This window comes from Streptomyces sp. NPDC012827 (assembly GCF_042900905.1).
Lineage (GTDB): Bacteria > Actinomycetota > Actinomycetes > Streptomycetales > Streptomycetaceae > Streptomyces > Streptomyces gulbargensis.
Genome location: NZ_JBIBBY010000014.1, coordinates 147589 through 172787 on the forward strand (window position 1 = coordinate 147589; position 25199 = coordinate 172787).

The following is a 25199-nucleotide window of genomic DNA, read 5'->3' on the forward strand; positions in this document are numbered from 1 at the left end:
TCGAGTCACTCTCGGAGCCCTCATGCCCCGCTCGCCCCGTCCTGACCGTGCGACTCCCCCGCCCCGGACCCGGCTCCTGCTGCCCCTCGCGCTCCTCGCCGTCTGGCTGGTCGTCGGCGGCGCCCTCGGTCCCTTCGCCGGCCGGCTGGGCGAGGTCGCCACCAACGACCAGGCGGCGTTCCTGCCGCGCAGCGCCGAGTCGACCCGGGTCCTGGAGGAGCAGAAGGCCTTCCGCACTTCCGAGGCCGTCCCCGCGATCGTGGTGTGGACGGGCGACGGCGGCGGAGCACTGGAGCCCGGCGCGGCCGGCCGCGCGACCCGGGCGGTCGCCGCGCTCGCCGGCCGGCCGGAACTCGCCGGTCCCCCGTCCGTGGCCCTGCCCGCCGAGGACGGCCGGGCGCTGCGCGCGGTCGTCCCCCTGCGGCCCGGACTCGACGACGCGCTGCCCGACGCGCTCGACGAGATCCGGCGGGCGGCCGGCTCGGTGCCGGGGACCACCGTCCGGCTCGCGGGGCCCGCCGCCACCCAGGCCGACCTGTCCGGCGCGTTCTCCGGCATCGACGGCCTGCTGCTCGGCGTCGCCCTCGTCACCGTGCTCCTGATCCTGCTGGTCGTCTACCGCAGCGTGCTGCTGCCGGTGCTGATCATGCTGGGCGCGGTCTTCGCGCTCGGCCTGGCCTGCGCCCTCGTGTACGTCCTCGCCGACGCGGACCTGGTCCGCGTGGACGGCCAGGTGCAGGGCATCCTCTCCATCCTGGTGATCGGCGCCGCCACCGACTACGCCCTGCTGCTCGCGGCCCGCTACCGCGAGGAGCTCGCCACCCCCGGCGCCGACCGCTTCTCCGCGATGCGCAAGGCGCTTCGCCGCTCCGTCGAACCGATCGTCGCGAGCGCCGCCACCGTCGCCCTGGCCCTGGTGGCCCTGCTGGTCAGCGACCTCTCCAACAACCGGGCGCTCGGCCCCGTCGGCGCCATCGGCATCGTCTGCGCGGTGCTCGGCGCGCTCACCTTCCTGCCGGCGGCCCTGGTCCTCACGGGTCGCGCCGCGTACTGGCCGGCCCGTCCGGCCCCGCAGGACGCCGGTCCGGCGAAGGGCGGCCGGGCCGTCTGGGAGCGGGTGGCCGCCCTGGTCGACCGCGCGCCGCGCCGGGTGTGGGCGTTCACCCTCGCCGGCCTCCTGGCCTGCGCGGCCTTCGCGCCCGCCCTCAGCTCCCGGGGCGTGCCCTTCGACGAGATCTTCGTGAACGACGCACCGTCCGTCGCCGCCCAGGAGACGCTCGGCCGTCACTTCCCCGGCGGCGCGGGCAACCCCGCGGTGATCATCGCCGACGCCGACGCGGCCGGCGAGGTCGTCGCCGCCGCCCAGGGCGTGCCGGGCGTCGTCTCGGCCCACCCGGTGGACGGCGCGGGCCGTCCCGCGCAAGGCGCGCCGCCTGCGGTCGACGGCCGGGTACGGATCGACGCCACGCTCGCGGACGCCGCCGACAGCGACGCCGCGCGCGAGACCCTCCCCCGGCTCCGTACCGCCGTCCACGCCGTCCCCGGGGCCGACGCGCTCGTCGGCGGCACCACGGCGCAGCAGTACGACACCCAGCGCACCGCCGCGAGGGACCGCGCCGTCATCGTCCCGGTCGTCCTGGCGGTCATCCTGGTGATCCTGGTGGCCCTGCTCCGCTCCCTGGTGCTGCCGGTGCTGCTCGTCGCCACCGTGGCGCTCAACTTCGCCGCCACGCTGGGGGTCTCGGCCCTCGTCTTCGAGCACCTCCTCGGCTTCACCGGGACGGACGCGTCGGTGCCGCTGTACGGCTTCGTCTTCCTCGTCGCCCTCGGTGTCGACTACAACATCTTCCTGATGTCCCGGGTCCGCGAGGAGTCCCTCCGCCACGGCGTGGACGAGGGCGTCCGCATCGGTCTGACCGCCACCGGAGGGGTGATCACCTCGGCGGGCGTGGTCCTCGCGGCGACCTTCGCCGCGCTCGGCGTCATCCCGCTGGCCTTCCTCGTCCAGATCGCCTTCATCGTGGCGTTCGGCGTCCTCCTCGACACCCTCGTGGTCCGCTCCCTCCTGGTCCCGGCCCTGGTCCGCGACCTCGGACCGGTGGCCTGGTGGCCCGGCGCGCTGAGCCGCCGCCTCGCGCCGGGCCGCCCCGGTCCGGCCTGACGGCCCGGCGCGGCCCCCCGCTCAGCGGCGGACGGCGACCGCCGCCCGGTGGCCGGACGGCACGGTCACGTCGGTGAGGAGCCAGCCCGGCGGGGCGGAGGGGGTCGGACCTGCACCGACGTACGTGGCCGCGGGGTCGGCGCCGAGCCCCACGCCGAGCCCCTTCAGATACGCCTCCTTCCGCGTCCAGACCCGGGCGAAGGCGGCCGGGCGACGCGCCCCGTCCAGGGCGGCCAGTTCGGCGGACTCGGCCGGGTGGAGCACCTCGGCGGCCTCCGTCACCAGGTGTGGCGCCGGAACCCGTTCGATGTCCACGCCGACCGGGGTCGCCGCGACGGCGATCAGGCTCAGGCCCTCGCAGTGCGAGAGCGAGAAGTGCGGGCCGCCGTCCGCGAGGACGGGCCGGCCGTGCGCGCCGCCGCAGCAGGGGCACGGCGCCCGCTCCACCACCACGGCGCGCGGCGCGACGCCGAGGTGGGCGCCGAGCAGCCGGCGCAGCCCGACGTGCGCGCACAGATAGGTGGCGCGGTCGCCGGGCCGCCGGAACTCCTCGGCGCGGGCCAGCTCGGCCGCGTCCAGGACGAGGGGCGCGTACCGGGCGGCGGTGTCCCGGTGCGTCTCGGTGGGGACCAGCCACAACCCGGGACGGAGCGGCCGGGCCTCGGGCGGCCTGGGCACCGCCGCGGGCAGCGGCGGCAGCGGAAGCGGGGCGGGGTACGGGACGCCTGCGGGCCCGGGGGCGTACAGCGCGGGCGGGGGTGCTGGGGTCAGCGGACTCATCTCTGCCTCACACGGACGTGGCGGTGGTCTCCGGGACGGTACGGACGCGGTCGCCGGTGCTCCGGTCCGCGGCCTTCTCCGTCCCGGCGCGCAGGGCGACGGCCGCGGCGAGCGGCGAGACCAGGGCGAGGGCGGCGCACAGCAGCCAGGTGCCGGTGACGCCGAGGTGCAGCGAGACCGGGGTGAACAGGGCCAGGGACAGCGGCGCGGCTCCGATCCCGGACAGCGCGAAGGTGGACATCGCCGCGCCCATCCTGCCGTCCGGGACGGCCTGCTGATAGGCCGTCAGGAGGGCCGGGCCGTTGAGCCCGGAGAGCACGCCGACGGCGGCGGCCGTGCCGGCGAGGGCGCCCGGGGACGGGACGAGCGCCATGGCGCCCATGCCGGCGGCGAGGCCGGCGCCGGTCGGCACCAGTGTGAACGAGGCCGGCACGCGGTGGGCGAGGGCGGCGCCCAGCGCGGCCGAGGCGAGCGCGCCCGCGCTGAACGCGGCGAGGACGAGGGCGACCGCGCCGACGCCCCAGCCCCGTTCGGCGGCGCGCAGCGGCAGGGCCACCTCGGCCGGCCACAGGAAGGCCAGGTCCATGGCGAAGCAGGCGACGAACATCCACCGCAGGCGCGGGTGGGCCGCCAGGAGCCGGAAGCCGTCACCCGACCGGCGCAGCAGCGAGGGGCCCTGCGGGGCGGGCGCGGGCCGGGTCATGCCGTGCGTGACGTACGCGGCGCAGCCCAGCCACAGGACGCAGCCGGCCGCGGCGCCCGCCATGGCGAACGGCAGCCCGCCGACGAGCACCAGCCAGGCCCCGAGCGGCGAGCCGGCGAGCGGGGCGATGCGCAGCACCATGGAGAAGAGGGAGTTGGCACGCCCCAGGTGCTCCCGCGGCGCCAGTCGCGGCAGCAGGACACCGGCGGCCGGGCCGCCGAGGCCCAGCAGGACGCCGTCGGCGAGGGCGATGACGACGAGCGGCCACAGGGAGTGCGTGGTGGCGGTCACGACGGTCCCCGCCGCGAGCACGAGGACGCGGACGCCGGTGGTGCGCAGCAGCAGGGCGCGGGGGCCGAGCAGGTCGGTGAGCGCACCGCCGAAGAGGAGCAGGAGGGCGCGGGGCAGGGTGGCGGCGAGCGTCACGGCGGTGACGGCGCCCCGGCCGCCGAGCTGGACGGCGGTCCAGCTCATGGCGATGAGCAGGGCGAAGCTGCCCGCCTGGACGGCGGCCTGCCCGACGACCAGACCGACGATCCGTCGCCGGTCGACGCCGCGCTCGACGGGCGGGGTGGGCGGGGTGGGCGTTGCCATGGGGTCGGCTTTCTGTCGGAGGGCGGGCGGAGGCGCGCGGGGCGGGGCGGGGACGGTGCGGGTGGTGGCTCTCAGGGGCGGTGCTCGTGCCCGGCGGCGCGGGCTCGCCCCCTGGTCACGGTCCGGTCCGGCCCCGGGCGCGGCTCCCCGCGGCGGGGGCGGGGACCTGTCGGACGGGCGCGATGTGGGGGCGGGCGGTGGCGCGGAGGCCGGTGGTGACCGCCGCGGCCACCGCGCGGGTGGTGGCCCGGCGCAGGGTTCGGGCGGGGACGTGGCGCGGGGCGCGCAGTTCGACGTGGCCGCCGAGGTAGCCGCGGCCGGCCTCGGTGAGGGCGCGCTGGGCCGTGCGGCGGGCGGTGCCGTCGAGGCCGTACGGGAGGGTGCGCCGGTCGCCGGCCGCCGCGACGGTGATGCCGGGGACCTCCCGTACCGAGAAGCGAGCGCGGACGGCGCGCGCGGGGCGCCGGCGGCGGGCCGGGGTCACGAGGGACGTCCCGCGGTCGGGGTGGGCCACGGGTCCGGGGCCGAGTCCCGGTCCGGGGACCACAGGTCCTCGGGGGTCAGGTCGCCGGGCGTGTACGCGCCGAGGGCGCTGACGAGGAGCCGCAGTTCGAGGGCGAGGGCGTCGACGAGGCGTTCCAGGCCGTGCTCGGGGTCCTCGTCGACGGCGACGAGGGCGGCGCGGCCGAGGCCGACGGCGGTGGCGCCGAGGGCGAGGGCGCGGACGGCCCGGCCGCCTTCCCACACGCCGCCGGTGGCGAGGAGGCAGCCGTCGGGGCGGCCGACGCGCCGCAGGGTCTCGGCGAGGGGCAGGCCGACGTGGTCGAGGAAGACGCCGGGGGCCCAGCCGGTGCCGCCCTCGGCGCCGTCCACGGTGACGGCGTCGGCTCCGGCGGCCCAGGCGGTGCGGGCGGCGTGGCCGATGTCGCGGCCGGGGTGGAACTTCACCCAGGTGCGGGCGCGGGGGAAGTTGTTGCGCATGAAGCGGAGTTGCTGGCGGAGGATCTCCTCGGTGAAGGTGCCGGGGGTGGCGCAGCGCAGCCGGTGGGGGGCGGTCTCGCCGAAGACCTCCCGGACGGTGAAGCGGCGGGCGAGCTGTTCGGCCTCGGCGCGGCCGACGACGGTCATGCCGCCGAGGCCGGGTTTGGCGCCCTGGCCGGTCTTCAGCTCGAAGGCGAGGCGGCCGCTCTCCAGGAGGGGGCGGAAGGAGGGGTCGCTGTAGAGGAGGTTCCACACCTCGGAGTCGGCGTCCTCGGTGGACTGCTGGACCACGATGCCGCCGACGCCGTCGGGCGCGGCCTCCAGATAGGCCTCGACACGGGCGAGGAGCGCGGAGCGGGTGGCGTCTCCGGAGCGGCGGTAGCCGTGGACGGGGACCATGTTCTCGCCGATGACCATGGGGATGCCGAGGCGGGCGGCCTGCCGGCTCGCGTGGACGGCGAGGTCGCCGCTGCCGGCCCGGGTGGAGCCGAAGGCGGAGAGGTACACGGGCAGCCGGGCGGTGAACCCGCCGGCGCGGGTGGTGAGGTCGACGTCGCCGAACTCCGGCTCGCGGGCCAGGTCGATGAGTTTCTCCAGGCGTCGCGGCATGAAGACGGGCGGCACGATCCGCATCCGGTCGAGCGCGTCCCCGCCGGCCGGGGCGGGTGCGGGGCCGAAGAGGTGGCTGCCGTACGCGGCGGGGTCGGGGAAGACGGCGGCGGTACCGTGCCGGGCGCGGGCGCGGACCGCTTCCTCGGGGAAGCCGGGGGCGGTGAGGGCGGCGGTCACGGGGCGATCACCCCGGGGAGCTTCGGGTAGGCGCTGACCTGCCAGAGGGCGTCGAGTCCGGTGAGGAAGCGGACCAGGCGCTGGAGTCCCATGCCGAAGCCGGCGCTGGCGGGGATGCCCTCGCGGGCCTCCTTCAGGTACCAGGCGTACTTGGCGGGGTTCTCGCCGCTCTCCCGCATGCGGGTGACGAGGGTGGCGTAGTCGGCCTCGCGTTCGCTGCCGGAGACGAGTTCACCGAAGCCGTGCGGGGCGATGAGGTCGAAGTTCCGCAGGACGCCGGGGCGTTCGGGGTCCTCGCGGTCGTAGAAGCCGCGCGAGCCCTTGGGGTAGTCGTCGACGAAGAAGGGCCGGTCGCTCTCCAGGGAGAGGATGCGCTCGCCGGTCCAGTCGATCTCGCCGTCGGGGTTCTGCGGGTGGCCGAGGGACAGGAGCCGGGCGACGGCCTCCTGGTGGGTGCGGGTGTCGTACTTGCCGGCGCGGATGTCCGCGAAGTCGGCCTCGGCGCGGCCGAGTCCGGTGAGGAGCTCGGGGACGGCGGTCCACACGTGCTCGGTGACGTGGGTGAGGAGGCCGGCGGCGATCTCCTGGGCGTCCTCGCGGCTCGCGTCCGCGATCTCCACGTCGATCTGGTGGAACTCGACCAGGTGGCGGCCGGTGGTGGCGGTCTCCTCGGGCTCCACGCGGACGTTGGGGGCGATGTAGAAGAGGCGCGGGAAGCCCCGCAGGGAGGCCTGCTTGTAGAGGATGGCGCTGGTCATCAGCTTGTACGGGTGCCCGTAGTAGTCGACGTCCAGGGCCTTGGCGCCACGCCCGCCCGGGTCGGTGACGGGTCCGACGAGCGGTGGCAGCAGCTCGGTGAACCCCTCGCCGCGCAGGTGGTCGCGGGCGGCCTGGAGGACTTCCTGCTGGACGAGCATGGCGGCGCGCAGCCGGGGCGAGCGCAGGTGCTCGCCGAGCGGGGGCGGGGTGCCGGGCGCCGCGGTGTCGGTGGTGGGAGCGGGCAGGTCCATGGCGGGGCTCCTGTTCGTACGGGTCGGGTCGGGCGGGTGGTGGCGCGGGCCCGGTCGGCGGGCCGGCAGGGGGCGAGGGACGAGGGGTCGGCCGGGTGACGAGCGGGGAGAAGAGGTGACGGCCGGTCAGACGGTGAGCGGGTGGGCGTGGTGGTCCGCACGGTGGCCCGTTTCCCCGGCACCGTCCGCGCCCGTCTCCCCGGCACCGTCCGTGTCCGCTTCCCCGCCGTCGTACCGGTCGGCGACGTGGTGGAGGGCGGTGAGCAGGCCGGTCGCGGTGAGCGGGGCCGCCTCGGCGGCGGAGTCGGCGCGCAGCGGCATGGCTCCGGTGCGGGCCCAGCGGAGCCGCCCGGCCGGGTCGATGAAGCCGAGCGAGCGGCCGGGGTTGTCGGGGTGGAGGCAGAAGGGCACGTCGAGCAGGCCGCGTTCGAAGGCGGCGGGCAGGGCGCGGGAGAGGTCGGGGTGCAGGCCGAGGACGGCCTCCACGAGGGCGCGCGCCTCCTGGTACACCTCGCTGTCGGCCGCGTCCCCCGGGGTGGCCGGGGCGCCGGCGAGCGCGGCGGCCGCGGCGGCGGTCTCCAGGGCGCGGACGTTCTCGTCCACGGTCGGGATGCGGTGCGCCTCGGCGGCCGTCTTGACGATGAGCCGGCCGGCCCCGGCCCGTACCGCGAGCCGGGCGGAGGCCTCCAGGAGCCGGGTGGCGCCGCCCTCGGTGCGCGGGTGGACGCCCATGTACGTGTAGAGGACGACGTGCCGGTCGACCCCGGCCGGGAGGAATTCGGCGGCGAGCCGGTCCAGGGCGCGCAGGGCCTCCTCGTCCTGGCCGGGGTGGGTCTGCTGGGCGTAGCTCAGGGAGACGCTGCGGAGCCCGTACCGGACGAAGAACAGGCACTCCAGGACACTGGTGGCGACCAGCAGGCCCGGCGGGCAGAGCTGGCCGAGCAGGCAGCCCCCGAAGCTCTCCAGGTGCGGCGTGCTGCCGGGGCGGGCGCCGGTGACCAGCAGGTCGCAGGCGCGGACCCAGGCGGCGACGGACTCCCGGAGCGGGGTGCGGCCGTAGGGCAGGCAGTACGAGATGGGGCCGCCCTCGGTGGCGTCGAGGCCGGCGGCCGTGAGGGCCCGCACGATGGGCTCGGGGCGGGCGGAGCCGTGCCGTACCTGGACGGGGAAGTCGGCGCCGTGCAGGCCGTCGAGGACCGCGCGGGTGGTCCGCGCGGAGTGCGCGGCGATCGGGTAGCCGTTGAGGCGGGCGCCGTCGGCGACGGCGGCGCGGGCGGCGGCGAGGTCGCCGACGCGGGTGTAGCTGTCGACGGTGAGGGTGCCGGCGGTGTGGGCGGTGGCGGCCCGGGTGCGGGCGAGACCGGCCCGCATGAGGCCGGGGTCTCCGAAGCCCATGCGGGGCTGGACGACGAGCCGGCCGGCGGCGGCGGAGGCCGCCACGAAGGCGCCGAAGGACGGGGGCGTCGTCACGCCGGCACCTCCCTGCGCGTCCCGGCGGCGAGGAAGCCGCGCAGCGCGTCCAGGTCGTCCCCGAGGACGGCGTCGCAGCCGGCCTCCAGGAGGCGTGCGACGTCCTCGTCCTGGCTGCGTCCGGCCACGCCGAGCTTGCCGCCGAGGACGACCGGCAGGGCGGTGAGGGCCGGCTCGGAGCGCAGCCGGCGGACCGCGGTGAGACCGTCGCGGTAGCCGTGGCCGTTGACGCTGCTGAGCACGACCGCGTCGGGCGCGTGCCGGCGGCAGGCGTCCGTGAGCAGCTCGGCGCTCACGCAGGGGCCGAGTCCGACGACCTCGTGGCCGAGTTCCTCCAGAAAGAGCCGGAGGTACACGAGATTCCACGTATGGGAATCCGACGCGGTTCCGCTCAAGAGAATCTTCATGCCTGAAGACTAATTTTCGGCGGGTTCCGGAAGGGGAAGTCCGGGCGGCAGCAACGACCGGCACTTTCCCTCCCCCGGGTATACGACAAAGGCGCCGCGCCCCGCATGCGGATGCGGGGCGCGGCGCCTTTCCGGCGGTGTCGGCCGGCTGTCAGGCGTACTGGGCGACGAGGCTGCGCGGGCGGATGTCGCTCCAATGGGTGGTCACGTACTCCAGGGCTTCGCCCCGGTCACCGGGGCCCCAGACGCTGGTCCAGCCGGCGGGGACGGCGGCGAAGGCCGGCCACAGGGAGTGCTGTCCCTCGTCGTTGACGACGACATGGAACGTTCCCTCGGCGTTGTCGAACGGGTTGGCGGAATCGCTCATGACTGGCTCCTCATTTCCTTCTTCTGCAGGGCGGAGAGCTTCTCCGAGATGATGCTTCCGATAAAAGCGAGTGGTTCCGGTTCGGCCATCCTGAGATGGCCGCATTCCAGGGTGTGGTTCTCGACGATTCCCTCGGCGAAGGGAATCCAGGTGGCCGCGAGAGCGCCTTCCGGCTCCCCTGGGCGGCGGGCGGTGAAGAACAGCACGTCGGTGTCGGCGCGGCCGGGGACGTGCCGGGCCATGAGCCGGGCGTGGTTGTCGGAGGCGGCGACCACGGCCCGGAGTTCGGCGGGGGTGAAGCCGGCGAGCACGGGGTCCTCGCGGCGGATCCGCTCCACCGCCGCGGCGAGGTCTTCGGCGGGGGGCCGGCCGGGCCGGTCCCCCGGCTCCGGGGCGGGGCGGTCCTCGGGCGGCAGGACCGGGACGCTGCCGGGGCCGGTGTGGTGCACGTCCATCAGGGCGAGCAGTTCGACGCTCTCGCCGGCCTCGCGGAGCCGTACGGCCATGGTGTGGGCGACCAGGCCGCCGAAGGACCAGCCGAGCAGCCGGTAGGGGCCCCAGGGCTGGATCTGGCGGATGCGTTCCAGGTAGACGTCGGCCATCTCCTCGACGCTCTCCGGCCGGTGGCCCGGGTCGCTCAGGGCGCGGGCCTGGAGGGCGTAGAGCGGCTGGTCGGGACCGAGGTGCTGGGCGAGGCCCGCGTAGGCCCAGCCGACGCCGGTGCCGGGGTGGACGCAGAAGAGGGGGCGGTGGGCGCCACCCGGGCTCAGGGGCAGCAGCACGCCGAGCGCGGAGGCGGACGCCCCGGCGGCGGGGCCGTCGCCGAACGGGTCCTGGTCGCCGCCGAGGAGACCGGCGGGGGTGGGGGCGCGGAACAGGTCGCGGACGGTCCGCTCGACGCCGAGGACACCGCGCATCCGGTTGACGAGGCGGACGCCGAGCAGCGAATGCCCGCCGAGCGCGAAGAAGTTGTCGTCGACGGAGACCCGGGGCACGTCGAGGATCTCGGCGTAGAGCGCGCAGAGCACCTCCTCACGGGCGTTGCGCGGCGGGCGTCCGCCCGGCGCGGCGGCGGGCGGGCGGGGCGCGGGCAGGGCCGCACGGTCCGGTTTGCCGTTGGCGGTCAGCGGGAGGGCGTCGAGGACGACGACCGCGGCGGGCACCAGGTGGCCGGGCAGCACCCGGCGGGCCTCGGCGAGCAGTTCGGCCTCGGTGACGGTGTCACCGGCGCGCGGGACGGCGTAGGCGACGAGGCTCTTGTCGCCCGGGCGGTCCTCGCGGACCACGACGAGGGCCTGGCCGACGGCCGGGTGGGCGGCGAGGGCCCGCTCGATCTCGCCGGGTTCGATCCGGACGCCGCGCAGCTTGACCTGCCCGTCCGCCCGGCCCAGGAAGCGGAGTTCGCCGTCGGGGGTCCACAGGACGCGGTCGCCGGTGCGGTACATGCGGCTGCCGTCCGCCTCGAAGGGGTCGGGCACGAACCGTTCGGCGGTGAGGCCGGGGCGGCCCACGTAACCCCGCGCGAGGTGCCCGCCGGCGATGTACAGCTCGCCCGGCACGCCGGGCGGGACGGGGCGCAGGGTCTCGTCGAGGACGTGGCTGCGGGTGTTGTCCATGGGGCGGCCGAGGTGCAGGCCGGTGCCGCGCAGCTCGCGCTGCCGCGTGGTGAACCACTGGTTGTGGGAGGCGAAGGTGGTCTCGGTGGGGCCGTAGGAATGGACGAGAACGGTGTCCGGGCAGTGGGTGAGCACGCGCTGGACGGCGGCGGGTGAGGCGACGTCGCCGCCGGTCCAGACCTCGCGCAGGAGGCGGAGGGTGTCCAGGCCCTCGTCGGCCATGACGTGGAAGAGGCCGACGGTGAAGTAGGCGGTGGTGACGCCGTGGTCGCGGACGGTCCGGGCGGTCTCCGCGAGGTCGGTGCCGTCGCCGCGCATCAGGACGAGGCAGCCGCCGGCCAGGAGCGGGGCCCACAGCTCGAAGACGGAGGCGTCGAAGCCGGTCGCGGAGTGCACCAGCATGCGCCGGCCCGGGCCGAAGGAGAGGTCGCGGTCGGCGGCGAGCTCCACCACGTTGCGGTGGGTGACGCCGACGCCCTTCGGCCGGCCGGTGGAGCCCGAGGTGAACATCACGTACATCAGGTCGTCCTCGGAGGCGGCCCCCGCCCCGCCCGGCGCCTCGGCCACGGGCTCCGCCGCCGGCGCGTCCACGAGGAGCACCCCTACGCCCTCCGGCCGGGAGTGCGTACGGTCGGTGGCCACGAGCCGGGCGCCGGAGTCCTCCAGGAGGAGCCGGAGGCGGGCCTCGGGCAGCCGGGGGTCGAGCGGCAGGTAGGCGGCGCCGCACTTGAGGACGGCGAGCGCGGTCACGACCAGGGGGACCCCGCGGTCGAGCAGCACGCCGACGGTGTCACCCCGGACCGCGCCGGCGGCGCGGAGCCGGGCGGCCAGCGCGTCGGCGCGGGCGTCGAGTTCCCCGTACGTGACGGTCCCGGCGTCCGTGACGAGGGCGGGCGCCCCGGGGGTGCGGGCGGCGCGGCGGGCGACGAGGGCGGGGACGGTGCCCGGTTCGGTGACGACGGTGGCGGTGTCGTTGTAGGCGTCGACCAGCTGGAAGCGGTCGGTCTCGGTGAGCAGGGGCAGCTCCCCGAGGCGTACGGAGGGGTCGGCCGCGGCGGCGCGCAGGGTGCGTTCCAGATGGGCGGCGAGGAGGGCGGCGGTGGGGGCGTCGAAGAGGTCGGTGGCGTATTCGAGTCCGCCGGTGAGGCCTGCGGGCCGGCCGTCGGCGTCCCGCCGCTCGTCCAGGGCGAAGGTGAGGTCGAACTTGGTCGTGACGGTGGTCAGGAGCGCGGGCCCGTCCGCCCGGAAGAGGTCCTTCGCGGCGGCGCTGCCCGCGACGCCGCGGGTGTAGTCGTGGTGGAGCTGCACCACGACCTGGGCGAGCGGGTGGTGGGCGGTGGTGCGGGGCGGGTTGAGGTGTTCGACGACCCGGTCGAAGGGGAGTTCCTGGTGGGCGTAGGCGGCGAGGTCGGTGCGCCGGACGCGGTCGAGGAGTTCGGTGAAGGCGGGGTCGCCGGAGGTGTCGGTGCGCAGGACGAGGGTGTTGACGAAGAAGCCGACGAGTCCGCCGAGGAGTTCGTCGTCACGGCCGGCGGTCATGGTGGCGAGGGGCAGGTCGGTGCCGGCGCCGTGCCGGGTGAGGACGGCGGCGAGTGCGGCCTGCAGCACCATGAACAGGGTGGCGCCGTTGTCGCGGGCGAGGGTTTCCAGGGCCTCGTGGGTGGCGGCGTCGACGGTGATCGGGGCGCGGGCCCCGCGGTGGCTCGCCTCGGCGGGGCGGGGGCGGGCGGCGGGCAGGTCGAGGGCGGCGGGGGCGCCGGCGAGGGTCCGTTCCCAGTAGGCGCGGTGGGCGTCGGCCCCGGGGCCTTCGAGGAGCTCGTGCTGCCAGAGGGTGTAGTCGGCGTACTGGACGGGCAGCGGCTCCCACCCGGGGCCGTGGCCCTCGGCACGCGCCCGGTAGGCGGTGGCGAGGTCGGCGAGGAGCGGGCCGGTGGACCAGCCGTCGGCGGCGATGTGGTGGACGAGCAGGACGAGGACCTGCCCGGAGCCGTCGTCGGGGGTGAGGAGCGTGGCCCGCAGCGGGGTCTCCTCGGCCAGGTCGAAGACGTGGCCGGCGGCCCCGGCGGCCTCGGCGGCGAGCGACCCGGCCGGGACGGTCCGGTGGTCGAGGGCGGGGCGGACGCCGGTGAGGACCTGCTGGTGGGGTTCGCCGTCGACGGCCCGGTAGCGGGTGCGCAGCACCTCGTGCCGGTCGGAGAGATCGGTGAGGGCGGTGGCCAGGACGGCCGGGTCGAGGGATTCGGCCGGGCGCAGGACGAGCGGGATGTTGTAGGAGGCGCTGGGGCCTTCGAGGGTGTCGATGAACCAGAGCCTGCGCTGGGCCGACGAGAGGGGGAGGCGGTCGGGCCGGTCGGTGCGCGCCACGGGCCGGGTGCGGGCGGTGGGGGCGGGGGTGCCGTCGGCGCCGGGGGCGGCGGCGCGGGCGGTGATGCGGCGGGCGAGCGCGTCGGGGGTGGGGGCGAGGAGAAGGTCGCGGACCTGGACGTCGGCGCCGAGGCGGGCGCGGATCCGGTTGGCGAGCCGGACACCGCTCATGGAGTGGCCGCCGATGGTGAAGAAGCCTTCGTGGGCGCCGACGTCGTCGAGGCCGAGGACGTCGGCGAACAGGACGCGGAGGGTGTCGACGAGTTCCGTGTCGGCGGGGTCCGGCGTCTCGGGGCCTGCCGGGGCGGGTCCGGCCGCGGCGGCGCGGGTGCGCCTCTCGTCCAGGGCGCGGCGGTCGGCGGCGGGGATCAGCGTCTCGTCCCGTACCGGTGCGCCGGGGGTGTCGGCGGCGGCGCGCAGGGCGCGGTCGAGGGCGGTGAGGAGGAGCCGGGGGACGTCCTCGTCGAAGACGTCGCGGGCGTACTCCAGGGCGAGGCTCAGCCCAGCGGGGGCGCCGGCCGCGTCGCGGTGGTCGACGCAGGCGGCGGTGAGGTCGAACTTCGTGGTGGCGGGGGTGTCGTCGGTGGCGAAGCGGCCCGTCAGGTCGCCGAGGGCGAAGGCGTGCTCGTCGGGTCCCGCCGTGCGCAGGGTGAGCATCACCTGGAAGAGGGGGTGGACGCCGGGCAGGCGGGGCGGGCCCAGCCGTTCGACCAACAGGTCGAAGGGGAGCCCCTGGTGGGCGAAGGCGTCGAGGTCGGTGTCGCGGACCCGGTCGAGGAGGGTGGCGAAGGCGGGTGTGCCGGAGGTGTCCGTCGGCAGGACGACCGTGTTGACGAAGAAGCCGACGAGGTCGTCGAGGGCCTCGTCGTCGCGGCCGGCGACGGGGGTGCCGAGGGCGGTGCGGTCGCCCGCGCCGGCGGCGCGCAGCGCGAGGGCCAGGGCGGCCTGGAGGACCATGAGCACGCTGGCGTCGTGCGCCTCGGCGAGGCGGACGAGCCGGGCGTGGACGGCGGGTTCGAGGACGGTGCTCACCAGGGCGCCGGCGTGGTCGCGGGCGGCGGGCCGGGGCCGGTCGAGCGGCAGGGCGGTGACGTCGGGCAGGCCGGCGAGGGCGGTCCGCCAGTGGGCGAGGCCGCGGGCGGCGGCGGAGTCGGGGTCGCCGGGGTCGCCGAGCACGTCGTGCTGCCAGAGGGTGTAGTCGGCGTACTGGACGGGCAGCGGCTCCCACGCGGGGGCGCGGCCGGCGGCGCGGGCCGTGTAGGCGCGGGCGAGGTCGGCCATCAGGGGGCGGAGCGACCAGCCGTCCCCGGCGACGTGGTGGAGGAGGACCGCCAGGGTGGCGCCGGGCCCGTCCTCGGGAACGAAGAGGGCGACGCGCAGGGGAAGTTCGCGGGCCAGGTCGAAGGTTCCGGCTCTGAAGCGGGCGATCTCGGCGGGGAGTTCGGCGGCGGGCCGGTCGACGGTCCGCAGCCGTACGGCGCCCGCGGCGAGGACGTGCTGGTACGGCTCGTCCTCGGGGGCCAGAAGGACGGTGCGGAGGACCTCGTGCCGTTCGGTGAGGTCGGCGACGGCGGCGGCGAGGGCCGCCCGGTCGGGGGCCGCCTCCAGGTGGAGGACGATCGGCATGTTGTAGGCGGCGGAGGGACCGTCGAGCTGGTTGACCAGCCACAGGCGCCGCTGGGCGTGGGAGAGCGGCACCCGGTCCCCGGCGGGCAGCGGGTCCTCGTGGACGACGGGCAGCCGGGGGTCGGTGGTGCGCAGCACCTTGCGGTTGATCTTGCCGGAGCTGGTGCGGGGCAGGGCGACGACGACCGGGACGGCGGCCGGGACGGCCGCGGCCGGCATCCGCTCGCGCACCCAGGCGCGCAGCTCCTCGGCGCCGGTGCCGCCGTCGGTGACGGTGAAGGCGACGAGCCGCTTGACGCCGTCGGCGTCCTGCTGGGCGACGACGGCGGCCTCGCGGACGGCGGGGTGGCCGGCGAGGACGGAGTCGACGGCCGCCGGGTCGATGCGCTGGCCGCCGATCTTCACCTCGTCGTCCAGACGCCCGTGGTAGAGGATCTGCCGGTCGCCGGAGAGGCTGACGAGGTCTCCGGTGCGGTAGGCCCGTTCGCCGTCCAGCTCGGTGAAGCGGCGGGCGTTCAGTTCGGGGCGGTGGAGGTAGCCACGGGTGAGACCGCCGCCGAGCAGCCACAGCTCGCCGGCGACGACGGCGGCGCGGACACCGGCGAGGGGCCGCCCGATGGGGACAGGGCCGGTGGTGTGCCGGGTGAGGTCGGCGACGGTGGCGACGACGGTGGTCTCCGTCGGCCCGTACGCGTTGAGCAGCCGCACCGAGTCCCCGACGAGGCCGCGCCACTGGGCGATCCGCTCGGGCAGGGCGGCCTCGCCGTAGATGATGACGGTGCGCAGGCAGGCGGGGAGGCGGACGGAGCCGGTGGTGAGGACGTACACCAGTTCGTGCCAGTAGGCGGCGGGCAGGTCGAGGAGCGTGACGCCGTGCCGCGCGCAGCCGGCGAGGAGTTCGCCGACGTCGAGCATGTCGTCGGTGCGCAGGACGAGGGTGCCGCCGGCACCGAGGGTCGTGAAGATCTCCTGGATGCTGGCGTCGAAGTGCAGGGGACTGAACTGCAGGACCCGGGAGTCGGCGTCGATGCCGTAGGCCGGGGTGGCGCCGGCGATGAAGTGGGCGAGGGAGTCGTGGGCGACGACGACGCCGTTGGGGGTGCCGGTGGAGCCGGAGGTGTAGATGACGTAGGCGGCATCCTCACCGGCGCCGGGTCCGTCCAGGACGAGTTCGCCGTGGCGGGCGACCTCGGCCGGTGCGGGGGCGGTGTCGCCGCAGGCGTCCCGGAGGATGGCGGCGTTGCGGGTGTCGGGCGCCTGGATGTCGAGCGGCAGGTAGGCGGCCCCGGTGGTGAGGACGGCGAGGAGGCCCACGATCGCGTCGGTGCCGCGCGGCCGGTGGAGGGCGACGAGGCGGCCGGGTCCGGCGCCCCGGGCGGCGAGTACGGCGGCCCGGGCGCGGACGGCGGCGCCGAGTTCGGCGTAGCTCAGCCGGGCGCCGCCGTGGACGAGGGCCGTGGCCTCGGGGCGGGTCCGCTCCTGCCGGGCGATCAGGTCGAGCACGGGCGGGGCGGTGGCGGGAGAGGGTCCGCCGTCGAGCAGGTCGTCCGTTCTGGGGGTCATGCCGAGTTCCTCCGGTAAGGGGCAGAGAGACCGGGGCGAACGGTTCCTCTCGCCTCCGTGCCCTCCACGCTAGGGGCGGGCCGGGGCCGTCCGGGGCAGGAGACGCGGCAGCTCCGGGCGGCAGAAGGAGCCGCCCGGAGCTGCCGGTCGCGGGTGCGGAGGGGGTACGGGTCAGGGGGCACGGCGTGCGCCGGCGTGGGTGCGGCGGGCGAGGGCGGGGGCCCGGCCGGGGGCGCCCGGGGACGGCGTACGGGAGGCGTCGCGCGCCCCGGGCGTCTCCCCTGCCGCGTCGGCGAGGCGGCGGGCGAGCGTGGCGGCCGTCGGGTTGCGGAAGACGTCCTTGAGGGTGAGGTCCTGGCCGAACTCGCCGCGGATGCGGTTGAGGAGCCGTACGGCGAGGAGCGAATGGCCGCCGTTCTTGAAGAAGTTGTCGTCCCGGCCGACGGCCCGCCCGCCGAGCACGTCCCGGAAGAGCGCGAGGAGCCGTTCCTCCCGGGCGTCGGCGGGCGCGGTGATCTCCGTGTCCCGCGCCGGCCCTCGGAGGGCGCCGGTGTCGACGGTGACGCGGACGGGGGTGAGGTACTCGGGCAGCCGCCGCGCCGCCCAGGTCAGCAGCTCCGCCTCGGTGGTACGTGCGCCGGGCGCGCGGGTGACGGTGGCGTGCAGGCGGTCGTCGTGGACCTCCAGGCTCGCCCCGGTCACCGCCGGGTGGGCGAGGAGGGTCTCCTCGACGCGGCCCGGTTCCACAGGGTAGCCGCCCGCGGTGAGCGTGGCGACGGGCCGCAGGGTGCCGTCGGTGGCGACGTACGCCCGCCGGCCGGTGGCGCGAGGGGTGCCGTCCGGGTCCGTGCTGTGCAGTGCGCCGGGCACGCGCACGGGGGCGGGGCGGCCCCGCTCGTCGAGCACGGTCGACCCGCCGCCGGGCGCCGCCGTGCCGTGCGGGTGGCCGGTGGGCGGGACGTCGGCGTACACGGGCTCGGAGAGGGCGCAGCCCGGGTCGGCGGCGAAGGCGTCGAGGGTCTCGGTCAGGCGCCGGGCGAGGAGCCGGGCGGTGTCCGGGTCGTAGAGGGCGGTGGCGTACTCCAGGGCGCCGCGCAGCCCGCCGGGGCCGCCGTCGGCGTCGGTCAGCTCGGTGAGGGCGAAGGTGAGGTCGCTCTTGGCGCCGGTGCCGGTGAAGGGGACCGGCTCGCCGTCGAGGACGGACGGGGTACGCCGGGCGGCCGGGCCGCCGGCCGCGTGGACCTGGAGCATCACCTGGACGAGCGGCGCGTGCGCGGCGGAGCGGTGCGGGCTGAGGTGCTCGACGAGCCGGTCGAAGGGCAGGTCCTGGTGGCTGTAGGCGGCGAGCCCGGCGTCGCGGACCCGGCGCACGAGGTCCGTGAAGGCGGGGTCACCGGAGGTGTCGGTGCGCAGCACCAGGGTGTTGATGAAGAAGCCGACGAGCGGGTCCAGGGCGTGGTCGGTGCGCCCGGCGACGGTGGTGCCGAGGGCGATGTCCGTGCCGGCGCCGTGCCGGGTGAGGAGGGCGGCGAGGGCGGCCTGCACGACCATGAAGAGGGTGGCGCCCTGGGCGCGGGCGCAGCGCAGCAGGGCGCGGTGGGTGGCGGCGCCGACCTCGAAGGTGGTGACGGCGCCGGCGCCGTCGCTCTCCGGGGGCCTGGGCCGGTCGGTGGGCAGGGCGAGCAGCGGCGGCATGCCGTCGAGCGCGCCGCGCCAGTGGGCGAGCTGCTCGGCGGCGACGCCGTGGGGCCCGTCGAGGAGTTCGCGCTGCCAGAGGGTGTAGTCGGTGTACTGGACGGGGAGCGGCTGCCAGTCGGGGGCGCGGCCCCCGACGCGGGCGCGGTAGGCGGTGTCGAGGTCGGCGAGCAGGCAGGACGTGGACCAGCCGTCGCCCGCGATGTGGTGGACGAGCAGGACGAGGGTCTGGGGGGCGGGGGCGCCGGCGGTGCGGGTGGTGCCGGGGGCGCCGGGGATGCCGGCGGTCGCGGTGGCACCCGGCGTACCGGTGGGTCCGGTGGTCACGGCGGTCCCGGTGGTGCCCGGCGCCCCGGTGGTCCCGGCGGTCCCGGTCCGATCGGCCGGCCCCGTGGCCCCGGCGGCCGCCGTCGTCCCGGCCGTTCCGGCCGTCGCCCCGGTGTCGGTGACGAGCGTGGCCCGGAAGGGCGGCTCCGCGGCGAGGTCGAAGACGTACCCCGCGGCCGCGTCGACCGCCGCCCGTACCGCCTCCGCTCCCCCGGCGCGTACCAGGTCGAGGACGGGCGCCCGGTCCTCGTCCAGCACGACCTGGTACGGCTCGCCGTCCGCCGAGCGGTGGACGGTGCGCAGCACCTCGTGCCGGCGGGAGACGTCGGCGAGCGCGGCGGCCAGGACGGCCGGGTCGAGGGGCCGGCGGAGCCGGATGACGACCGGGATGTTGTAGGTGGCGCCGGGTCCTTCGAGCCGGTCCACGAACCACAGGCGCCGCTGCGCGGCGGAGAGCGGGAGCCGGGCCGGGCGGAGGGCGGCGGGCACGGGGCGCAGCGCGGGCCGCGCGGGTCCGGCGCCCCGCTCGTCGAGGCGGCGCAGCAGCTGCCGGGGGCTCGGGGCGAGGAAGACGTCGCGGATGGCGGCCTGGAGGCCGAGCGCCGCGCGCACCCGGTTCGTCAGCTTGCCCGCGAGCAGCGAATGGCCGCCCAGCTTGAAGAAGTTGTCGTCGGGGAGGACGTCGTCGCGGTCGAGCACCGCGGCGAAGAGGCCCCGGAGGATCTCCTCGCGGGGGTCGGCGGCGGGCGTGCCCTCCGGCCGGCCGCCGCCGGACGCACCGGCGGCGGCGCGCGCCTTCTCCGCCTCGGCGCGGGCGGCGGCGAGGGCCTCGTGGCGGCCGTCGAGCGCGCGCCGCTCCTCGTCCGTGGCCGGGGCGGCCGCGCTCACGGGCGTGTCGCCGGGGTGCCGGGCGAAGGCCGTGAGGGCGCGGCGGAAGAGGCGGAGGAGGAGGCGGGCGGTGTCCTCGTCGTACAGGTCGGTCGCGTACTGCAGGGCGAGGAGCAGGCCGCCGGGTTCGCCGCCGGTGCCGGTCCGCTCCTGGCAGTGGAAGCTCAGGTCGAACTTGGCGGTGGCGAGGTCGGTGTCGGCCGGCACGGCCGGGATGCCGCCGATCTCCGTCCGCGTCTCCTGCCTGGCCCCGGTGGCGAGCATGACCTGGAAGAACGGGTGACGGCCGAGGGAGCGTTCGGGGTTGAGGTCCTCCACGAGGAGGTCGAACGGCAGGTCCTCGTGGGCGAAGGCCGCCAGGTCCGCCTCCCGCACCCGGCCCACGAGCCCGGCGAGAGTGGGTTCCCCGGAGAGGTCGGTGCGCAGGGCGAGCGTGTTGACGAAGAAGCCGACCAGGTCGTGGAGCGCCTCCTCGGGCCGGCCGGCGACGGGGGTGCCCACCACGAGGTCGGGGCCCGCGCCGGCCGCGCGCAGCGCGAGCGCCAGCGCGGCCCGTACGACCATGAAGAACGTGGCCCGTTCGGCGCGCGCCACCGCGGTCAGCGCCCGGTGGGCCGCCGCGTCCAGTTCGTCGGTGACGCTCGCGCCCCGGTGGGTCGGTTCGGTGGGCCGGGGCCGGTCGGCGGGCAGCCGGGTCTCGGCCGGGATGCCGTCGAGGGCGGCACGCCAGTGGGCGAGCTGTTCGTGGGCGGTGCTGCCGGGGTCCCGCGGGTCGCCGAGCATGTCCCGCTGCCACAGCGCGTAGTCGGCGTACTGGACGGGCAGCGGCTCCCAGTCAGGGGTCCGGCCGCCGGCCCGGGCCCGGCAGGCGGTGTCGAGGTCGCGCAGGAGGAGCCCGGCGGACCAGCCGTCGGTGGCGATGTGGTGGACGGCCAGGACGAGGACGGCCGGGTCCTCGCCGGGGGTGGTGAAGAGGGCGGCGCGCAGCGGGAGTTCGCGGGTGATGTCGATCGGCCGGCGGGCGAACTCCGCCGCCCGCTCGTCCGTCTCCCCGGCCGCGCACTCCACGGTCCGCAGGCGCACGTCGGGATCGGTGACGACGCGCTGGTACGGCTCCCCGTCCACCGCCGGGTACACGGTGCGCAGCACCTCGTGCCGCTCCACCACGTCCCGTACCGAGGCCTCCAGGACGGCCGGGTCCGGCCGCGTCGCCAGCCGGAGCACCACGGGCGCGTTGTAGGCCGGGGAGGAGCCCTCCAGCCGGTTCAGGAACCACAGACGCCGCTGGGCGTAGGACAGGGGGATCACGGGTGCTGCCTCTCGTGAGTGGCGGGGCGGGTGGGGTGGGGCCGGTGGCGGGGACCGCCCCGGTGCGGCCGGCGGTCAGGCGTCCCGCGCGGCCGTCAGCTCCTCGATGCGGGCGGCGAGGTCGCGCAGCCGGGGGTGGGCGTAGACGGCCTTGACGGGCAGGGCGACGGAGAGTTCGGCGCGGACCCGGGAGACCAGCTTGATGGCGAGGAGGGAGTGTCCCCCGAGTTTGAAGAAGTTGTCGTCGGGGCCGATGGAGTCGGCGCCCAGGACCTGCGTCCAGACACGGGCGATGAGTTCCTCGGCGGGCCCGCGCAGACCGGTGCCGCCCGTGGGGGCGGCGGCGTCCCGGGCCACCGCCGGGGTGCCGGCGCGGGTGGGCAGGGCGGAGCGGTCGAGCTTGCCGCTGGGGGTGGTGGCGAAGCGGTCCACCGCGACGAAGGCCGAGGGCAGCATGTAGGCGGGCAGGGTGGCGGCGAGGGCGGTGCGCAGGGCTCCGGCGTCGCCGCCGCGGTGGTAGGCGAGGAGGGCGGGGCTGCCGCCGGCGTCCTCGCCGAGGATCACGGCGGCCTCGGCGACGCCGTCCTGCCGGGTGAGGACCGCCTCGATCTCGGGGAGTTCGATGCGGTGACCGCGCAGCTTGATCTGTCCGTCGGCGCGCCCGAGGTGGGCGAGCCGGCCGTCCGGCAGGAGGCGGCAGCGGTCGCCGGTGCGGTACATGCGGGAGCCGGCGGCGCCGGCCGGGTCGGCGACGAAGCGCTCGGCGGTGAGGGCCGGCCGGTTGCGGTAGCCGCGGCCCACGCGCGGGCCCGACAGGTACAGTTCGCCGGCCTCGCCGGGGCTCACCGGGGCGAGGTCCTCGCCGAGGAGCCGCATCCGCAGGCCGGGCAGGACGGTGCCGATGTGCGGCTCGCCGGGCCGGTCGATCCAGCCGGCGGTGGCGTCGACGGTGCACTCGGTCGGCCCGTACACGTTGAGGGCGCGCAGGATCCCGGCGCCGTGGGCGGCGGCGAGCCGGTCCCAGAGCGCGGGGCCGATGGCCTCGCCGCCGACGAGCAGGGTCAGCGGGCGGGGGCCGCCGGCGGGGGTGAGGAGGTCGAGGAGGGGGTCGGCGTGCGAGGGGGTGATGTCGAGGTCGGTGAGTGCCTGGGCGTCGACGAACGCGGCGAGGAGCGCCGGGTCGCGGCGGGTCTCCTCGTCGATCATGACGAGGGTGTCGCCGCGGCAGAGCCGTACCCACTGCTGCACGGAGGCGTCGAAGGACGGTGAGGCGTTCCAGCCGACGCGGCGGGCCTCGCCGGTGGCGGCACCGGCCCCCTCCAGTTCGGCGAGGAGGAGGGAGGCGGCGGCCCGGCCGATCTCGACGCCCTTGGGGCGGCCGGTGGAGCCGGAGGTGTAGATGACGTAGGCGAGGGTGCCGGCCGTGACGGGGGCCGGGCGGTACGGGGCGGGGCCGGCGGCGCCGGCCGGGACGGGTGCGGTCAGCTCGGCGAGCGTGACGGTACGGATCCCGGGGGCGGCCGGGAGGTCGCCCGCGCCGTCCGTGACGACCAGGTCGGCGCCGGAGTCCTCCAGGAGGTAGCGGCGGCGTTCGGCCGGCAGGGCCGGGTCGACGGGCAGGTAGGCGGCGCCGGCGGTGAGCGTGCCGATGAGCGCGGTGACCAGCCCGGCACCGCGGGGCAGGCAGAGCGCGACGACGCTCTCGGGTCCGGCGCCGAGGGAGGTGAGCCGGGCGGCGACGCCGGCGGCTTCGGCGCGCAGCTCGTCGAAGGTGAGGTCGCGGTCGGCGGCGACCACGGCCGTACGCCCGCCCGGGGCGGTGGCGAGCCGGGCGAGGAGGTCGGCGTGGCCGGTGCCCGTGGCGCAGGCGGCGCAGGTGCACCCGGGGGCGGCGGAGGCGGCGCCGGCTCCGGACGCGGGGAGGGGGGCGGTGGCGGGTTCGGGGAGGACGGCGGTCATGGCGCGGCTCACATTCCGTACGGGGTGGCGGAGGGGGCGACGGTGGGGGCGCAGTCGGACAGCGGCACGGGCTCGCCCATGGCGACGAGGATCTTGCGGGCACCGGTGTACGCCTCGCGTCCGTGGGCGCAGAGGATGTTGTCCACGAGCATCAGATCGCCGGCCTGCCAGGTCTCGCGCACGGTCACGGCCTGGTAGGCGTCGTTGACGGCGTCGACCTCGGCGTCGGTGAGGACGGTGCCGTCGCCGAGCCGGGTGTCGAAGGGCAGGCCGTCGGCGCCGAAGGTCTCGGTGAGGACCTCGCGGACGTCCTCGTCCAGGCTGCGGGCGTTCCAGAAGGCGAAGTGGTTGAACCAGACCCGCTCGCCGGTGACCGGGTGGGTGACGACGGCGGAGCGGAGCTGGCGGGTCCGCAGGGTGTCCTCGTCCAGCCACTCGTAGCCGATGGAGTGCGCGTCGCAGTACTCCTCGGCACCCGCCGGCGCGTCCGAGGAGAACGCCTTGCGCCACGGCATGCCCGCGAGGTCGGAGTAGTTGCGGACGAGGAGCCAGCCGGCCTTCTCGAAGCGGGCGACGAGCTCGGGCGGCAGCAGGGCGAGTGCCCGGCGCATGTCACCGACGGTGGTGGCGCCGCCGGTCTCGGGGGCGGTGACGCAGCCGAACAGCAGCACGCCGGGGAAGTCGAGGGTGTAGCTGTTCTCGTTGTGGAGGCGGATCGGCTGGGCGGCCGGCAGGTCGGTGGAGGAGAAGACGCCCTCGCCGAAGTCGGTGCGCGGGGTGGCCTTCTCCTTGTAGCCGGCTCGCTCGGCGATGAGCGCGTCGCGGGCCTCCGCGAAGGTGGCGGCGTCCGTGACCGGCAGGCCGCGCAGCATGACCGCCCCGGAGCGGTGGAGTTCGGCCTGGATCGCCGGGCGGTGCGCGGACAGCCAGGCGGTGGCCTCGGCCATGGTGGCCTGGCGGGGCACGTGGACGACGGCGGGCTTGCCGGGCTCACGGACGACGGCGAGTCCGTCGGTGGCGGGGGCCTGGGCCGGGGCCGGGCGGGGAGCGAAGGTGGTCATGGCGGGTTCCTCGTCTTCGGTGGGAGGAGGGGCGGTGGGCAGGAGGCGTGGGGCGGGCCGTGCTCAGGCGGTGGCGGCCCGGGTGGGGGCGCGGAAGGCTTCGAGGACCGGGTTCAGGCGGGCGAAGAAGCCGGGGAGGTCCTGCTGGAAGTAGAAGTGGTCGCCGGGAAGGACCTCAGGGGTCACCTCGTGCCCGGCCACCAGGGCCCAGCCGCCGAGCATGCCGACCGGGACGATCGGGTCGGCATCCCCGCCGAGGACGGCGACCGGGCAGTCGAGCCGCACGTCGGGGGCGGTGCAGCGGTAGGCGTCGTCGATGGCGAAGTCGGCGCGGATGGACGGCAGGACGATCTCGCGGAGTTCCGGGTCGTCGAGGATGCCGTCGTCGGTGCCGCCGCGCTCCTTGATGGCGGCGACCAGCTCGTCGTCGTCCAGCCGCTCGGGGTGCACCGGGGCCTGGTTGGGCAGGACGGGCGCCCGGCAGGCGGAGGCGACGAGCCCGTACGGGGTGCGGCCGGCGGCCTGGAGGGCCCTGGTCACCTCGAAGGCGACGAGGGAGCCCATGCTGTGCCCGAGCACGACCAGGGGGCCCGCGTCGGCCGGCAGGGCCTCGACCACGGGCAGCGCCAGGTCGTCCACGGAGCCGGGCAGGTCCTCGGAGAAGCGGGCGCCCCGGCCCGGGTACTGCCCGATGAGCAGGCGGACGTCGGCGGGCAGGTGCTCGCGCCAGGCGCTGTACGCGTGGGCGTTGCCGCCGGCGTGCGGCAGGACGAGCAGCGAGAGGCGGTGGGGGCCGTCGCCGGGCAGGTCCCAGACGACGTCCTCGGGGGCGGGCGTGAAGGGGGAGGCGCTCATGAGCTGATCCGATCTGTCTCGGTACGGCGGCGGAGGGCCGGGCGGGCCTTCCGGGGCGCCGGAGCGGTGGTGAGGGTGTCGATGTGCGCGGCGAGCCGGGCGGGGGTGGGGTGCTGGAAGACGTCGCGCACGGTGAGGCGGACGTCGAGTGCGGCGGCGATGTGATTCGTGAGGCGGGCGGCGAGGAGGGAGTGGCCGCCGAGGGCGAAGAAGTCGTCGTCGATGGTGAGTTCGGTGTCGGGGGGTGTGTCGAGGGTGCGGCCGAGGAGGCCGAGCAGCGTCTCCTCCAGCACGGTCCTGGGGGCACGTCCGCCGGTGGTGACGGTGGCGGGGGCGGGCAGGGCCCGCTTGTCGATCTTCCCGTTCGGGGTCAGCGGCAGCCGGTCCAGAACCGTCACATGGGTCGGGACGAGATGCTCGGGCAGCCGGTCCGCCACATGCCGGCGGACCACATCGGGGGAGACAGCGGTACCGGTGACCAGGTAGGCGGCGAGCCGGTCCTGGTGGAAGGTCACGACGGCCTGCGTCACGTCCGGGTGGGTCAACAGCGCGGCCTCGGTCTCCCCCGGCTCGACCCGGGACCCCCGGATCTTGATCTGATCGTCCACCCGCCCCTCGTAGACCAGCCGCCCCTCCCGGTCGAAGCGGGCCAGATCACCCGTCCGGTAGAGACGA

Annotated in this window: 15 protein-coding genes; 1 reads left to right on the plus strand and 14 read right to left on the minus strand. The window is 76.6% G+C overall.

Going from position 1 to position 25199, the window contains the following annotated elements:
• Nucleotides 1–22 precede the first annotated feature (22 nt).
• Nucleotides 23–2161, plus strand: coding sequence for an MMPL family transporter (locus tag ACFY60_RS28230; protein ID WP_388616514.1), 2139 nt, complete (start codon nucleotides 23–25; stop codon nucleotides 2159–2161).
• Between the two features lie 21 nt (nucleotides 2162–2182).
• Here ACFY60_RS28230 and ACFY60_RS28235 read toward each other — a convergent pair whose 3' ends face one another.
• From ACFY60_RS28235 to ACFY60_RS28300, 14 genes are all read right to left on the minus strand, one after another.
• Nucleotides 2183–2941, minus strand: coding sequence for a 4'-phosphopantetheinyl transferase family protein (locus tag ACFY60_RS28235; RefSeq protein WP_388616457.1), 759 nt, complete (start codon nucleotides 2939–2941; stop codon nucleotides 2183–2185).
• A gap of 7 nt (nucleotides 2942–2948) precedes the next feature.
• Nucleotides 2949–4238, minus strand: coding sequence for an MFS transporter (locus tag ACFY60_RS28240; RefSeq protein WP_388616460.1), 1290 nt, complete (start codon nucleotides 4236–4238; stop codon nucleotides 2949–2951).
• A 115-nt stretch (nucleotides 4239–4353) separates the two neighbouring features.
• Entirely contained in the window at nucleotides 4354–4722 is a 369-nt protein-coding gene (locus tag ACFY60_RS28245; protein ID WP_388616462.1) for a hypothetical protein, read from the minus strand.
• The gene (locus tag ACFY60_RS28250; protein WP_388616464.1) at nucleotides 4719–6008 is read right to left on the minus strand and encodes a glutamate synthase-related protein; all 1290 of its coding nucleotides are present in this window, start codon (nucleotides 6006–6008) and stop codon (nucleotides 4719–4721) included. Before ACFY60_RS28250 ends, ACFY60_RS28245 begins: the two co-directional genes overlap by 4 nt.
• Nucleotides 6005–7018, minus strand: a complete 1014-nt coding sequence (locus ACFY60_RS28255) for an asparagine synthetase A (RefSeq protein ID WP_388616467.1) — start codon at nucleotides 7016–7018, stop codon at nucleotides 6005–6007. Before ACFY60_RS28255 ends, ACFY60_RS28250 begins: the two co-directional genes overlap by 4 nt.
• A gap of 126 nt (nucleotides 7019–7144) precedes the next feature.
• Complete coding sequence (locus ACFY60_RS28260) at nucleotides 7145–8488, minus strand: methylaspartate mutase (RefSeq protein ID WP_388616470.1); 1344 nt, start codon at nucleotides 8486–8488, stop codon at nucleotides 7145–7147.
• On the minus strand, nucleotides 8485–8895 hold the full coding sequence (locus ACFY60_RS28265) for a cobalamin B12-binding domain-containing protein (protein WP_388616473.1): 411 nt from the start codon (nucleotides 8893–8895) through the stop codon (nucleotides 8485–8487). Before ACFY60_RS28265 ends, ACFY60_RS28260 begins: the two co-directional genes overlap by 4 nt.
• A gap of 151 nt (nucleotides 8896–9046) precedes the next feature.
• Nucleotides 9047–9262 (minus strand): MbtH family protein, encoded by a 216-nt coding sequence (locus tag ACFY60_RS28270; RefSeq protein WP_388616475.1) that lies wholly within the window; start codon nucleotides 9260–9262, stop codon nucleotides 9047–9049.
• Entirely contained in the window at nucleotides 9259–16431 is a 7173-nt protein-coding gene (locus tag ACFY60_RS28275) for an amino acid adenylation domain-containing protein (protein WP_388616478.1), read from the minus strand. Before ACFY60_RS28275 ends, ACFY60_RS28270 begins: the two co-directional genes overlap by 4 nt.
• Nucleotides 16432–16602: 171 nt before the next feature.
• Nucleotides 16603–20649 (minus strand): condensation domain-containing protein, encoded by a 4047-nt coding sequence (locus ACFY60_RS28280; protein ID WP_388616482.1) that lies wholly within the window; start codon nucleotides 20647–20649, stop codon nucleotides 16603–16605.
• A 75-nt stretch (nucleotides 20650–20724) separates the two neighbouring features.
• Nucleotides 20725–22608: an amino acid adenylation domain-containing protein gene (locus ACFY60_RS28285; RefSeq protein ID WP_388616485.1), complete on the minus strand. Its 1884-nt coding sequence runs from the start codon at nucleotides 22606–22608 to the stop codon at nucleotides 20725–20727.
• 8 nt (nucleotides 22609–22616) lie between these two features.
• Nucleotides 22617–23669, minus strand: coding sequence for a TauD/TfdA family dioxygenase (locus tag ACFY60_RS28290; protein ID WP_388616488.1), 1053 nt, complete (start codon nucleotides 23667–23669; stop codon nucleotides 22617–22619).
• A gap of 63 nt (nucleotides 23670–23732) precedes the next feature.
• Complete coding sequence (locus ACFY60_RS28295; protein ID WP_388616491.1) at nucleotides 23733–24524, minus strand: thioesterase II family protein; 792 nt, start codon at nucleotides 24522–24524, stop codon at nucleotides 23733–23735.
• On the minus strand, nucleotides 24521–25199 hold a 679-nt coding region (locus tag ACFY60_RS28300), incomplete at its 5' end, for a phosphopantetheine-binding protein (protein WP_388616493.1). The genes ACFY60_RS28295 and ACFY60_RS28300, both read right to left, overlap by 4 nt.

Bases quoted from the DNA above. Each gene is read 5' to 3' on its own strand.
- ACFY60_RS28230 (WP_388616514.1), top strand. From the start codon at position 23: ATGCCCCGCTCGCCCCGTCCTGACCGTGCGACTCCCCCGCCCCGGACC.
- ACFY60_RS28235 (WP_388616457.1), bottom strand. From the start codon at position 2,941: ATGAGTCCGCTGACCCCAGCACCCCCGCCCGCGCTGTACGCCCCCGGG.
- ACFY60_RS28240 (WP_388616460.1), bottom strand. From the start codon at position 4,238: ATGGCAACGCCCACCCCGCCCACCCCGCCCGTCGAGCGCGGCGTCGAC.
- ACFY60_RS28255 (WP_388616467.1), bottom strand. From the start codon at position 7,018: ATGGACCTGCCCGCTCCCACCACCGACACCGCGGCGCCCGGCACCCCG.
- ACFY60_RS28265 (WP_388616473.1), bottom strand. From the start codon at position 8,895: ATGAAGATTCTCTTGAGCGGAACCGCGTCGGATTCCCATACGTGGAAT.
- ACFY60_RS28270 (WP_388616475.1), bottom strand. From the start codon at position 9,262: ATGAGCGATTCCGCCAACCCGTTCGACAACGCCGAGGGAACGTTCCAT.
- ACFY60_RS28275 (WP_388616478.1), bottom strand. From the start codon at position 16,431: ATGACCCCCAGAACGGACGACCTGCTCGACGGCGGACCCTCTCCCGCC.
- ACFY60_RS28285 (WP_388616485.1), bottom strand. From the start codon at position 22,608: ATGACCGCCGTCCTCCCCGAACCCGCCACCGCCCCCCTCCCCGCGTCC.
- ACFY60_RS28290 (WP_388616488.1), bottom strand. From the start codon at position 23,669: ATGACCACCTTCGCTCCCCGCCCGGCCCCGGCCCAGGCCCCCGCCACC.
- ACFY60_RS28295 (WP_388616491.1), bottom strand. From the start codon at position 24,524: ATGAGCGCCTCCCCCTTCACGCCCGCCCCCGAGGACGTCGTCTGGGAC.